General features: G+C 73.1%; 5 protein-coding genes. 3 read left to right on the forward strand and 2 right to left on the reverse strand.

The genetic code is table 11. The features are described from left to right. Positions 1–8: 8 nt before the first annotated feature. Together QEZ54_RS19350 and QEZ54_RS19355 are read left to right on the forward strand one after the other, a co-directional pair. Positions 9–1,100, forward strand: a complete 1,092-nt coding sequence (locus tag QEZ54_RS19350) for a glycoside hydrolase family 172 protein (RefSeq protein WP_281306058.1) — start codon at positions 9–11, stop codon at positions 1,098–1,100. Between the two features lie 210 nt (positions 1,101–1,310). After that, positions 1,311–1,952: an HAD family phosphatase gene (locus QEZ54_RS19355; protein ID WP_281306059.1), complete on the forward strand. Its 642-nt coding sequence runs from the start codon at positions 1,311–1,313 to the stop codon at positions 1,950–1,952. Positions 1,953–1,962: 10 nt separating this feature from the next. On the opposite strand, the gene QEZ54_RS19360 is transcribed toward QEZ54_RS19355, so the two are convergent. Together QEZ54_RS19360 and QEZ54_RS19365 are read right to left on the reverse strand one after the other, a co-directional pair. Beyond that, a complete protein-coding gene (locus QEZ54_RS19360; protein WP_281306060.1) occupies positions 1,963–2,370 on the reverse strand; it encodes a nuclear transport factor 2 family protein in 408 nt (135 codons plus the stop codon). Between the two features lie 443 nt (positions 2,371–2,813). Beyond that, positions 2,814–6,071, reverse strand: coding sequence for a DUF2961 domain-containing protein (locus QEZ54_RS19365; RefSeq protein WP_281306061.1), 3,258 nt, complete (start codon positions 6,069–6,071; stop codon positions 2,814–2,816). 274 nt (positions 6,072–6,345) lie between these two features. Here QEZ54_RS19365 and QEZ54_RS19370 point away from each other — a divergent pair, with 274 nt between their 5' ends. After that, positions 6,346–14,337: a SpvB/TcaC N-terminal domain-containing protein gene (locus QEZ54_RS19370; RefSeq protein WP_281306062.1), complete on the forward strand. Its 7,992-nt coding sequence runs from the start codon at positions 6,346–6,348 to the stop codon at positions 14,335–14,337. Positions 14,338–14,357: the final 20 nt, after the last annotated feature.

Consider the following 14,357-nt stretch of genomic DNA (forward strand, 5'->3'; position numbering starts at 1 on the left):
GAGAGACCATGAGTTACGGGCGATTCGGCTCCAGCCTGCGCGACCTGCCGCGGCTGCGGCACAGCAAGCGGCGGCGGGAGTCGAGCTGGGACCGCACCGGCGGCAACGACGACCGGCTGACCATCGCGCCGGGCGCCACGGCGGTGCTCGCCGACATCACCGGCCCCGGTTCGATCAACCACATCTGGTGTACGGTCGCCCTGCCCGGCAAGGACGTGCCCGACCAGACCGAGACCGACTACCTGCGGCGGCTGGTCCTGCGCATCACCTGGGACGACTCCGACGCCCCGAGCGTGCTGGCGCCGCTGGGCGACTTCTTCGGCATCGGCCACGGCAAGACCCGCAACTTCACGTCGGCTCCGCTGCAGATGAGCCCGCAGGACGGCAAGTCGTTCAACAGCTGGTTCCACATGCCGTTCGCGGGCCGGGCCAAGGTCGAGCTGATCAGCGACATGGCCGACCAGCCGGTCTTCTTCTACTACTACGTGGACTACGAGCTGTACGAGCCCGGCGCGGCCGAGGACATCGTCAGCGAGCTGGGCTACTTCCACGCCCAGTGGCGCTGCGAGCGGCCCACCGACGGGATCCCGCAGGGCACCGCCAGCCACCGCGCGCACCAGGTGGAGGGCGAGAACCTGACCGGGGACGGCAACTACGTCATCCTCGACGCGGTCGGCCGGGGCCACTACGTCGGCTGCGTGCTCAACATCCGCAACCTGCGCCAGACCAGCGACTGGAACTGGTACGGCGAGGGCGATGACATGATCTTCATCGACGGGGAGCAGTGGCCGCCGAGCCTGCACGGGACCGGCACCGAGGACTACTTCGGCACCGCGTGGTGCCCCACCCAGGAGCACCACGCGCCGTACCACGGCATCACCCTGCCGGGCGGGGAGAACTGGAGCGGCGACATCTCGCTCTACCGGTTCCACATCGAGGACCCGGTGACGTTCACCGAGTCGATCCGGGTGACCATCGAGCACGGGCACGCCAACAAGCGCTCCGACGACTTCTCGTCCACGGCGTACTGGTACCAGACCCTGCCGCACCGCCCGTTCGACCTGCCCCCCGTCGCCCAGCGGGCCGCCGTCCTCGGCTGAGCGCGGACCTGACATGCAGTTTCGGGGAAAGAGCGGGAATCGGGCCCGAGATTCGTGCACTTTCCCCGAAACTGCAAGATCGCGCGGAACGGTCACCGGCTCCACGTCAGCAAGCCGCCGCTGCCTAGGATCAGCCCGAGCCTGCACGGCGTGCTCGGATGCCTCTCGCGAACTCTTCCGGGGGTCGTGACCACCGGAGAGGATCAGGACGTGAAGAAGTATGTGCTCTTCGACCATGACGGTGTGCTGGTGGACACCGAGTACTGGTACTACCGGGCCGGGGAGCGCGCACTGGCCGACATCGGGCTGACGCTGGACAAGGCGCGGTACCTGCGGGACATGAGCGCGGGTGCGGGCACCTGGGCCCAGGCCCGGGCGGCAGGCGTCGACGAGCCGACCATCAACCGGCTGCGCGAGGTCCGCAACGGTTACTACCAGCAGTATCTGCGCACGGAGGCCATTGAGATCGAAGGCGTCGTCGAAACGCTCGCCGAACTGTCGAGACACGTCCGCATGGCCATCGTGACGACGGCGAAGCGCGCGGATTTCGAGCTCATCCACGAGCGGCGCCAGATCCGGCGGTTCATGGACTTCGTGCTCGTCCGCGAGGACTACCGGCTCGCCAAGCCGCATCCGGAGCCGTACCTGACCGGCTTGCAGCGTTTCGGAGCCGTCAAAGCGGAGGCGCTGGTGGTGGAGGATTCAGCCAGGGGGCTGAACTCGGCGGTGGCGGCGGGTGTCGACTGCGTCGTCGTCCATAACGCGTTCACGGCAGGGCAGGACCTCTCGCGGGCGAGCTGCCGGATCGGGACGCTGGCGGAGTTGAGGGGCGTCATCCTGGGCGACGTCTGATGATGTCGGATCATTCGTCTTCGGTGCGGGTGGCCTGGGACCACACGCAGCGCCATCGCCCGGATCGCTCGTCGTGCCGGTAGCAGTCCAGGTGCCACGCGTTCAGTGACACGTACTCGCCACGGTCGACGGCGATCTCGATCGCGGACCGGTACCGCACGACCGCGACGCCGTCGCCGGCGAGCACCTGTATCGCCGTCACCGCCTCGAATCTCCGGTAGTCGATCGATCCGTCGGTGACACCGCCGAGGTAGAACGCCCTGTCCCACACGCCGCCGCCCGGATTGACCAGGATGAAGTCGTCGGCGTGCAGCTCGTCCAGCAGCGCGGTGTCCGCTGCCACCAGGGCGGCCAGCCGCAGCAGTTCCTGTTCCGCGAGTCGGCCTGTGTCGGCTGTGCTTCCCGTGGTGTCATCCATCCGGCCACCCTAGGACATGAGCGGCCGGCACCACGTCCGTCACCGTCTGTTGAAGTCTATCTCGGGTGGTCCGGCGTTGATCGCCGTCGCGGGTCAGTGCACCGCCTGAACCGGGCCGTTCTGGCCGCCGACGGCGATCAACGCGGGTCGGGTCTTCGAAGATCACGGCTGGCGGTCATGCTCCGGGCGCCGTCCAAGGCCGATTCCAGGATCCGGACCGCTGGCGGCGATCATGCCGAGGGCCCGGCGCGCAAGATCGCCACTAGCGGTCATTCACCGGGCGAGAACGCGGACCCGATCTGCAGTTTCGGGGAAAGTGCAGGAATCCGGCCCAAGATTCGTGCACTTTCCCCGAAACTGCACCGACGCCCGACGCCCGACGCCGACGCGCATGCGGAAGGGGCGGCTCCCGTGCGGGAGCCGCCCCTTCCGCATGCCCTCGATCAGGGCTGGTAGAGGCTCGGGCGGGGGAGGTCGGTGTCGGGGGTGAGCTGGTCGGACCACTTCCAGCCGGACTGGACGTACTTCGTGCCGTCGGACAGGGACACGAATACGTCGGCGGTGGTGCCGCCGGTGTAGGTGGCCACGTCGGACCGGCCGTCGCCGTTGAAGTCCCCGACGCCGGGCGTCTCGGCGTTGATCGCGAACCCGTCGTGCCACTTCACCGCGTTGGCGAAGCCGCTACCGCCGGAGCGGTAGACGTACACGTCGGCGGTGCTGCCCCGGGTGAAGGTGATGACGTCGTCGCGGCCGTCGCCGTCGGCGTCGCCGACGCCGGGCAGGTCGGTGCCGGGCGCGATGCTGTCGTGCCACTTCCAGGCGTCCTGCACGAACCGCGAGCCGTCGGACAGGGACGCGTACACGTCCGCGCCGCCGCCCCGGGTGAAGGTCAGGATGTCGTCGCGGCCGTCGCCGTCGACGTCGCCCACGGCGGGCAGTTCGGTGCCGTAGCCGAAGTTGTCGTGCCATTTAACGCCCGCCCCGAACGAGGAGCCGGTGGACAGGGCCACGTACACGTCGCCGGTGGAGCCGAGGGTGAAGGTGATGATGTCGTCGCGGCCGTCGCCGTCGACGTCGCCGACGGCCGGGGTCTCGGTGCCCGCCGCGAACCAGTCGTGCCACTTCGCGCCGCCGCCGAACGCGGTGCCGGTGGACAGGGCCACGTACACGTCGGCGGTGCTGCCCCGGGTGAACGTGGCGATGTCGTCGCGGCCGTCGCCGTTGAAGTCGCCGGTCAGCGGGATCTCGGTGTCCACGGCGAAGAAGTCGTTCCACTTCGCGGCCGCGCCGAACGCGCTGCCGGTGGACAGGCCCGTGTACACGTCGGCCAGGGTGCCCCGGGTGAAGTCGACGACGTCGTCGCGGCCGTCGCCGTTGACGTCGCTGACCGTGCGGGCCCTGGTGGTGCCGCCCGCGACCGCCGAGGCCGGACCGGTGTTGCCCGCCCCGTCGACGGCGACGATCCGGTAGTACCAGGTCTGCCCGGCGCGCAGCGGGCCGTGCCGCCAGGCCGGGGCGGTGACCGTGGCGCGCAGGTTGCCGGAGGTGAGGGGCACGTCGGAGGTCTGCGCCGCGTACACCCGGTAGCCGGCGATGCCGGTGTTGTCGACCGGCTCGTTCCAGCTCAGCGCCAGCGCGTGCACCCGCGAGCCGCCGACGGTCAGCCCGGTGACCGCGCCGGGGGTGCCGACGTCGGTGAAGCCGGGCAGCAGGCTGAGCGCGGTGTAGCGGCTCGCCGTCCAGGCCGGTGCCCCGGCCGCCGGGGTGAGTGTGACGGTGATGCCGCTCTTGCCCGCGGTCAGCGCCGGGGGCAGCGGGAACTCGTCGTCGAGCCAGCGCTGCCGGTCGTTGCCCAGCGGCTGCGACCAGGTGCCCGCGCCGGATCCGTCGACGCCCACGGTCGCCTGCTGGTAGGCCTGCGCCTGGTCGCCGCTGCGGCGCAGCCGTACCCCCTGGTTGTTCGGGTCGATCGCGAGCCGGAACGAGATCGGGCCGCTGCCCGCGCGCACCGCGCCGCTGACCGTGGTGACGTCGTCGTCGCCCTCGTAGACCGAGGTCAGCGTCGACTGGGTGCCGCTGTCGCTGTAGGAGTGCGCCGTGCGGCTGGCCGCGTCGCCGGTGAGCACCGTGTCGCTGCGGGCGCTGCCGTAGGTCGGCTGGGTGTAGAGGAAGGCGGTGGAGCTGTACTCGGCGGGCATGTCGGCGAACGGGCCGTGCTCGATGCCGAACCGGAAGGCCGAGGTGTACGCCATCGAGTCGCCGATCATCAGCCGGTACGTCGCGTCGCACTCGTCGGCGCAGGTGCCGCTGCGCAGCAGGTGGCCGGGGTTGCCGGTGAACACGCCGCTGTAGGCGCCCCGGTTGAAGTACCACCCGGACTCGTAGAAGTCCTCGGTGCCGGTGCCGTACCAGGCGGGGCTGGCCGCGCCGTCGACGTAGGCCCGCTCGTCGCCCTCGAGGTAGTTGCGGGTGTTGCCGCTGGTGATGTGGCCGCGCATGGTGTGCGAGACGCCGACGAACCGGCCCCGGCCCGCCGCGTCGGCGAAGATCCAGTCCTTGCCGTTGACGGTCTCGGCGCGCCGCGACTGCGTGGTGAAGTAGCCCGCGCCGCCGGTGGCGGCCAGCAGGTCGGTCCAGGTGCTGTCGGGTGCCGAGGTGATCTCGGCCTGCACGCCGGAGACGGCACCGCCGGTGCTGGCCAGGCTGACCGTGGCCGAGGAGCGGAACGGCATCGGCCACCACGCGCTGTACCAGCCGCCGGTGGCGGTGTCCATCGCCGACATCAGCGAGCGCACCTGCCGCTCGCCCAGGCCGGAGCCGAAGAACTCGCCGACCGGCGCGTCCACGGTCTGCCGCCCGTCGAAGGTGATCCGCACCCGCAGCGAGTTGAGGATCGCCTCGGTGGCGGTGCCGTCCGGCACGCGCAGGCGCAGCGCGCTGATGGCGCGGGGCCCGGTCAGGGTGGCCAGCGTCGCCGAGCCCAGCGCGGGCACGTTGACCGTGGTCGCGGCGGTGGTGGCGCCGGCCGCGGCGGGCTTGGGGTCGCGGGTGCCCGCCGCGCGCAGCAGGGTCAGCACGTCCTGGGCCTGGTCGGCCGGGTTGAAGGTGCTGACGCCGCTCGCGTCGGCGAACTCGCGGTAGCCGACGTGGTGGAACAGCGGGTTGTTCTGGGTGGTGATGCGCATCGACTGCCGGTAGGGCATCGGCACCTTGACGGTGACGCCGCCGGAGGTCTGCGTGGCGTTGGTGACCAGCGGGAACGCGAACGGTGCGCCGAGGCCGCCGTTGACGAGGTGCTGCAGGCCGGTGTTGACGACGGTGACGCCGTCGAGTTCGATGCGGATCCAGCCGGTGGCGCTGACGTCGCCGCCGTCGCGGGTGAACCAGATCGACTGGATCTCGCCGGGGCCGGTGTCCTCGGCGATGACGCAGCCGCCGGACTGGCGCAGGCAGGACCAGTCGCCGCCGAAGCCGTCGTTGTTGGAGCCGCCGCGGTCGAAGCTGGAGAACTGCCGCGTCTGGCTGCCGGCGGCCAGGTAGGGGAGCCGGTCGAGGCGGCGGTAGACGTCCCAGCCGACCGGACCCTTGTCCGCGGCGGCTGCGGCCGCGTCGGCGCGGCCGGGTGCCAGCGGGTTCGCGGTGATCGAGACGGCGGCGACCAGGGTCGCGGCCAGTAGTGAGCGCAGGGTGGTGGCGCGCATGGCGTCCCCTCGGGGGGTATGGGTGGACCTTGCGCGCGACCGTACTGTGCGATGACCGTGAATGTCAATAAATTCCGATCATTCTATCTGTACTGGAGATTGTCTTCACTTGATCCACCTCCGGTTGCTCCGTCGTCACCTTCCGTGTTTGACGGATCTCCGTCCCGCCGACGTTCGCGCAGGTGGCACGGCCGCTGTCGGTTTGCCGACGTTGCCGCTGCTCAATGGCCGTGCTTCTAATCAAGCGCTGGTCCGGACGGGTGTCGGAGGTCACATGGAGTCGAAGCAGGTGGGCACCGTACCGGCCGCCCCCGCGCCGCGTGAGCACGCGGCCCCGGCCGGGCCGTCGCTGCCGCCGCTGCCGACCGCCCCCGCGATCAGCATGCCCAAGGGCGGCGGCGCCATCCGGGGCATGGGCGAGAAGTTCGCCGCCAACCCCGCCACCGGCACCGGCTCGTTCACCGTCCCGCTGCCGCTGAGCCCCGGCCGCGACGGCTTCGGCCCCAGCCTGGCACTGGCCTACGACAGCGGGCACGGCAACGGCCCGTTCGGATTCGGCTGGGGCCTGTCGGTCCCGTCGATCACCCGCAAGACCGACAAGGGCCTGCCCACCTATACCGACGAGGACGTCTTCCTCCTCTCCGACGCCGAGGACCTGGTCCCGGTGCACGACCCGGACGCGGACTGGGCGCGCACCACGCGGACGGAGGCGGGGTGGACCGTCGACCGGTTCCGGCCCCGGATCGAGGGCCTGTTCGCCCGGATCGAGCGGTGGACCGCCGACTCCGGGGACGTGCACTGGCGCAGCACCACCCGCGACAACATCACCACCGTGTACGGCCTGGACAGCGCCTCCCGGGTGCACGACCCCGCCGACCCGTCCCGGGTGTACTCCTGGCTGATCTGCCAGACCTGGGACGCCAAGGGCAACGCGGCGGTCTGGTCGTACCTGCCCGAGGACGGCACCGGCGCGCCCGTCGGGCAGGTGCACGAGCGGCACCGCACCGGGGCCGGGCGGGGCGCGCACCGGCACCTCAAGAGCGTCCGCTACGGCAACCGCGTGTCCACGCTGGTCCAGCCGGACCTGTCCGCCCAGGACTGGCTGTTCGAGGTGGTCTTCGACTACGGCGAGCACGACGCCGACCGGCCCACCCCGGGCGACACCGGCGACTGGACCTGCCGCCACGACCCGTTCTCCAGCTACCGGCCCGGCTTCGAGGTGCGCCAGTACCGGCTGTGCCGCCGGGTGCTGATGTTCCACCACTTCCCCGACGAGCCCGGCGTCGGGCGCGACTGCCTGGTCCGCTCGGTCGAGCTGACGTACCAGGGCCCGGCCGGGACCGCCGCGCCCGCCGACGCGGCCACCCGGGGCGCCCCGCTGGGCACGTTCCTGGCGCGGGCCACGCAGCACGGGCACCGCCGCGAGGGGACCGGCTACCTCACCCGCTCGCTGCCGCCGGTGACCCTCGGCTACAGCCAGGCCGTGCTGGACGCGCCGATCCGCGAGGCCGACCCCGACAGCCTCGCCGGGGTCCCGGCCGCGCCGGAGCAGGCCGGGCTGCGCTGGGCCGACCTGGACGGCGAGGGCCTGTCCGGGCTGCTGGCCGAGGCGCCGGGCGGCTGGTGGTACAAGCACAACCTCGGCGGCGGCCGCTTCGACCGGCCGGTGCCGGTGGCGACCCTGCCCAGCCCGGCCGGGCTGGGCACCAGGCGGCTGCTCGACCTGGCCGGGGACGGCACCCAGGACGTGGTCGAGTTCGGCGGGCCCACGCCCGGGTTCTTCGAGCGCGAAGGCGGCGGCTGGGCCGCCTGGCGGCCGTTCGCCCGGCTGCCCCGGGTGGACTGGAACGACCCGAACCTGCGCTTCGTCGACCTCGACGGCGACGGCCGCGCCGACGTGCTGATCACCGACGCCGACGTGTACACGTGGTATCCGGCCGAGGGGGAGGACGGGTTCGGGGCGGCGCGGCGGGCGTACACGGCGCCGGACGAGGACCGGGGTCCGCGGGTGGTGTTCGCCGACCGTACCCAGCAGGTGCTGCTGGCCGACATGTCCGGCGACGGCCTCACCGACCTGGTCCGCGTCCGCAACGGCGAGGTCAGCTACTGGCCCAACCTCGGCTACGGCCGCTTCGGCGCCCGCGTGGTCATGGACGGCTCGCCGCTGCTGGACCACCCCGACCTGTTCGACCACCGCCGGGTACGGCTGGCCGACGTCGACGGCTCCGGCGTCACCGACCTGCTCTACCTGGGCCGCGACGGCGTGACGGTGCACCTCAACGAGTGCGGCAACGGCTTCGCCCCGGCCCGGAAGCTCACCGCCCTGCCGGTCGCCGACGGCGCGCTGGCGGACGTGGCCGCGATGGACCTGCTCGGCACCGGCACCGCCTGCCTGGTGTGGACCTCGGCGCTGCCCGCCGACGCGCGGCGCCCGCTGCGCTACCTCGACCTGACCGGCGGCGTGAAGCCGCACCTGCTGGTCGAGATGGCCAACGGCACCGGCGCGGTCACCCGGGTGCACTACACCGCCTCGACCGCCTTCTACCTCGCCGACCGGCTCGCCGGACGCCCGTGGGTCACCCGGCTGCCCTTCCCGGTCCAGGTCGTCGACCGGGTCGAGGTGCACGATCTCATCGGCAGGCAGGTCTTCACCAACCGCTACGCCTACCACCACGGCCACTTCGACGGCGCCGAGCGCGAGTTCCGGGGCTTCGGCATGGTCGAGCAGTGGGACACCGAGGGCTCGTCCGCGACCGTGGTCGCCGCCGACGGGCTGCCGCTGGTGGCGCCGCCGCCGGTGTACACGCGGACCTGGTACCACACCGGCTGCTGGACCGAGGGCGAGACCGTGTCGGCGCAGTTCGCGCACGAGTACTGGCGCGAGGGCGACCCCGGCGAGCCGGACGCGCCCGGCCAGCCCGACGACCGGTTCGCCGCGCTGCTGCTGCCCGACACCGTGCTCGCGGGCGGGGTGCTGCACCCCGGCGGCGCCCGGACCGCCCGCACCTGGACCACCGGCGAGACGCGGGAGGCGTGCCGGGCGCTGAAGGGCTCGCTGCTGCGGCAGGAGGTGTACGCCCTCGACGGCACCGCCGCGCAGGACCGGCCGTACACCGTCTCCGAGCGGGACTACACCGTCGAGCTGCTGCAGCCGGTGCTGCCCGGCACCCGCCACGCCGTGCTGCTGGCGCACGCGCGCGAGGCGGTCACCTTCCACTACGAGCGCGCGCTGTACCCGGTGGCGCAGGGCGCGCAGACTGTGCTGCGCGCGGACCCGCGCGTGGCGCACGAGCTGACGCTGGCCGTGGACGGGTTCGGCAACGTGCTGCGCAGCGCCGCCGTGGCCTACCCGCGCCGCTACCGCGCCCCGGAGCCGCCGGCCGGTGGCGCGGCGCTGCCCGAGCACGCCCGCGCCGCGCTGCGCGACGAGCAGGCCCGGGTGCACGTCAACGCGGTCGAGCAGCAGCTCACCGACCCGGTGGACTCACCGGCCGCGTGGCGTGGCCCGGTCGGCTACCAGGTGCGCAGCTACGAGATCGGCAACGCCGTCCCGGCCGCCGCCGGGGCGCACGTGACGAACCTGTTCCGCTTCGACGAGCTGGCCGCGCTGCTGGCCGCCGTCGGCGACGGCGCGCACGACCTGCCGCTGACCGACGTGGACGGGGCCGGGGCGGCCCCGGGCGTGCCGTGGCGGCGGCTGGTCGAGCACAGCCGCCTCCTGTACCGCACCGACGACTTCACCGCGCCGCTGCCGCTGGGGAAGGCGGGCGTGCTGGCGCTGCCGTACGAGGCGTACAAGCTGGCCCTCACCGACGCCCTGCTCGACGACGTGTACCGCCGCGAGCGCCCCGGCGGCGCGGTCGAGCAGCTGGTGCCGACCGACCCGGCCGCGCGGGCCGCGCTGCTGTCGGCCGAGGCCGGTTACGTGCGCGGCGCCGACCGGGTCGCCGCCGGCCTGTTCCCGGCCACCGACCCGGCCGGGCTGTGGTGGTCGCCGTCGGGGCACATCGGCTACAGCCCCGCCGCGACCGACACCCCGGCGCAGGAGCTGGCGTACGCGAAGTCGCACTTCTTCCGGCCGCCCCGGTTCACCGACCCGTTCGGCAACCCGCACTCCGTCTCGTACGACGGCTACAGCCTGCTGCTGCGCCAGACCGAGGACGCGCTCGGCAACCGGGTGACCGCGGGCGTGCGCGCCCCCGACGACACGCTGACCGGGACCGGCCTGGACTACCGCACCCTGCTGCCGGTGCTGCTGATGGACGCCAACCGCAACCGCAGCGCCGCCCTGTACGACGCGCTCGGCCTGGTCACCGCCGTCGCCGCGATGGGCAAGCCGGAGACCGCCGAGGGCGACAGTCTCACCGGGCTGGTCGCCGACCCGCCGCCCGCGCAGATCCTGGCGCACCTGACCGACCCGTTCGCCGACCCGCACGCCCTGCTCGGCGACGCCACCAGCCGCTTCCTGTACGACACCGGCGCCTTCGCCCGCACCGCCGCCGACCCGCAGCCGCAGCCCTCGGTGGCGTGCACCATCGTCCGCCAGACGCACACCTCCGAGCTGGCCCCGGGCGAGCAGAGCCCGGTGCGCCAGTCGCTGGCGTATACCGACGGGCTGGGCCGGGCGATCCAGTCCAAGGGCCAGGCCGAGGCCGGTCCGGTCGGCCCGGACGCGGTCTACTCGACCCGCCGCTGGACCGGCACCGGCTGGGCGATCCTGAACCAGAAGGGCCTGGCCGTCCGCGAGTACGAGCCGTTCTTCAGCACCCACCACCGGTTCGAGTACGCCCCGGTCACCGGGGTCAGCCATGTGCTGTGCCACGACCCGCTGGGGCGAGTCACCGCACGGCTGCACCCGCACGCGGCGTACGAGAAGGTGGTCTTCGACCCGTGGCGCAGCGCCACCTGGGACGGCAACGACACGGTGCTGCTCGACCCGCGCACCGACCCCGACACCGCCGGAGTGCTCGGGCCGTACCTGGCCGCGGTGCCCGGCTGGCAGACCTGGCACGCCCGCCGCGCCGCCGGTGCCCTGGGCACCCGCGCGCAGGCCGCGGCGGTGCAGACCGAACAGCACGCGGCCACTCCGGCCGTGGCGCACCTGGACCCGCTGGGCCGCGCCTTCCTGTCGGTCACCCACAACCGGTACACCAGGCCTGACGCGTCCACCGCCGAGGAGCTGCACCCGGTGCGGACCGTCTTCGACGGCGACGGCAACCGCCGGGCGGTCATCGACCCGCTCGGCCGGACCGTGGTCCGCCGCCGCTTCGACCTGCACGCCAGCGTGCTGCGGGTGGCCAGCGCCGAGGCGGGCGAGACGCTGAGCGTGCTGGCCTGCGACGGCAAGGCGCTGCGCGGCTGGGACGACCGCGACCACGCCGTCACCAGGACCTACGACGCGCTGCGCCGCCCGCTCGCGGTGTACACGGCCACCGGCGGCGGGCCGCGCGCGCTGTCCGAGCTGACCGTCTACGGCGAGCACCACCCGCAGGCCCGCGAGCGCAACCTGCGCACCCGCTGGCACCTGCACCTGGACCAGGCCGGGATGGTGGTGGGGGAGCGCAACGACTTCAGCGGCTCGGCGCTGCGGGCCACCCGGCGGCTGGTCGCCGACCACCGGGCCGAACCCGACTGGACGCCCGTGCTGGGGCTGGTCACGGCCGAGCAGGTGGAGGCGGTCGCCGCGCTGACCGCCGACCGGTTCACCACCGTCACCGCGTACGACGCGCTGGACCGGCCGACCGCGATCGCGTCGTTCACCGCCACCAGCACCGTCGACGTGCCCGCCACCGCCGACACGGTGCGGCTGCGCTACAACGAGGCGAACCTGCTCGACCGGGTCGACGTGCGGCTGCGCGGCGAGTCCGACGGCGGCGGGCCGGTGTGGACCCCGTTCGTCACCGACGTCGAGTACGACGCCAAGGGCCACCGCACCCGCATCGCCTACGGCAACGGCGCCCGCACCGACTACCGGTACGACCCGGACACGTTCCTGCTGTCCGAGCTGGTCACGACCCGTTCCGCCGGGGCCTATCCGGGTGACTGGGCGGCGCCGCCGACCCCGCCCGGCGGGGTGCAGAACCTCAGCTACACGCACGACCCGTCGGGCAACATCACCGACGTGCGCGACGACGCCCAGCAGCGCGTCTTCTTCAACAACACGGTCAGCGACCCGCACACCGCCTACGTCTTCGACGCGGCGTACCGGCTGGTCCGGGCCACCGGCCGCGAGCATGTCGGCCAGGCGGCCGAGCCGTGGACCACGCGCACCGACGCCCCGCGCACCGGGCTGCCGCACCCGCACGACGGCCAGGCGATGCGGCCCTACACCGAGACCTACACCTACGACGAGGCCGGGAACCTGACCTCGCTGATCCACCGGGCCTCCGGCGGGGACTGGACGCGCACGTTCGAGCACGGCCACGCGAGCCTGCTCGACCCGGCCGCCGACGGCAACCGGCTGTCGGCCACGGTCACCGGCGGGCGGCCGCCCGAGACGTACGCCTACGACCCGCACGGCAACCTGCTGTCCCTGCTCGGCCTCCCGACCCTGGGCTGGGACCACGCCGACCGGCTGCGCAAGGTGGTCCGCGACGGCGGCGACACGATCTGGTACGCCTACGACGCCAACGGCCAGCGGGTCCGCAAGGTCGTCGAGCGCCCGGACGGCAGCAGGTCCGCGGAGCGGGTGTACGCGGGCGTGCTCGACGTCTACCGCGAGTACGCCGCCGCGACCGGCGCGGTCACCCTGGAACGGCAGACGCTGCAGGTCATGGACGACCGGCGGCGCATCGCGCTGGTCGAGCAGCGCACCGTCGGCGCGGGCGGGGGCGAGCCCCAGCGGCTGCTGCGCTACCAGTTCGACAACCACCTCGGCAGCGGCTGCCTCGAACTCGACGACCGCGCCCGCGTCATCTCGTACGAGGAGTTCCATCCGTACGGGTCGACGTCGTACCAGGGGGTGCGCAGCGGGCTGGAGGCGCCCAAGCGGTACCGGTACACCGGCAAGGAGCGCGACGAGGAGACCGGGTTCGCCTACCACGGGGCCCGCTACTACGCGCCGTGGCTGGGCCGGTGGCTGTCGGCAGACCCGGCCGGGCTGGCCGACGGCGTGAACGTGTACGCGTACGGCCGCGGCAATCCGATCGTGAACTCCGACCCGACCGGGCACCTGAGCTGGGGGCAGTGGGCCGGCATCGCCGCCGCCGTGGTGGTGGGCACGGTCGTCACCGTGGCCACGGCCGGGCTGGCCGGGCCGGTGGTCGGCACGGTCGCGGCAGGCATCATCGGCGGCATCGTCGGCGGCGCCGCCGGCGGCGCGGTCGGCGAGATCGTCGAGGCCAAGGTGGACAACCGGCCCGTCACCGCGGGCAACGTGCTGAAAGCCGCCGCGATCGGCGCCGTCGTCGGCGGGGTGTTCGCGGGTGCGGGCGCCGCCGCCGGGGCGATCGCTAAGAGCGCCTTCGGCAAGGCCGTCGGCAGCGCCATCGCAGGCAAGGTCGGCTCCACCGTCGTCGGGCAGACCGTGGCCGCGATCGGCAAGCGCATCGCCTCGTCCGGGGCCGCCAAGGTGGCGCAGAAGGCGCACCAGGCGATCCGGGAACCGGCCGAGCGCCTCGGGCAGAAGATCTCCGAGAAGCTCGGCGTCGGGCCCGGCGCGAAGATGGCCCTGGAGGCGCAGGAGCGCGCCGCCGCGACCCAGCTGAACGTCCAGGGTGCCGAGGGCGTCACCCGGGAGACCGCGTCGGCGGCGTCAGGCGACACGTTCAACCACAGCGTCGGCTGGCGCGGTACGCCGCTGGGGCCGGGCGTGACCGGTGCCCAGGTGGAGGCGGGGGCCAACCTGCGCGTCACCCCGGGCGGCATCAGCGGCCAGTGGGGCGAGGGCGCGTACGCGTTCGGCGGCGAGCTGCCGGCCGGGTCGACCGGGTCGCAGTTCCAGTTCAAGGTGCCGCCGCAGACGGCCGTCGAGGTCATCACCGTGCCCGGCAGCGCCAAGCCCATCATCCGGCTGGTGCCGCCGCCGGGGCAGACGTCGGTGCCGATCAGCATCACCGGCAACAACTTCCCGGCCGGGCAGCTGCAGCAGGGCGCCAAGCTGCTGCCGCCGAAGTTCTACGACCCGCGCAGCTTCTTCGGCTACCCGGGCGTGTCCGCCGACGTCACCGGCCTGGTCGGCGGCGCATCGGGCTCGCTGGGCGTGGTCGCACCGGACAGCGACGACAAGATCACCCCTACGCCGATGGTCACCGTCGGCACCTTCTGACCGAAACCGAGCACGGGAGC

It is taken from the genome of Catellatospora sp. KI3 (assembly GCF_029948125.1).
Classification (GTDB): domain Bacteria; phylum Actinomycetota; class Actinomycetes; order Mycobacteriales; family Micromonosporaceae; genus Catellatospora.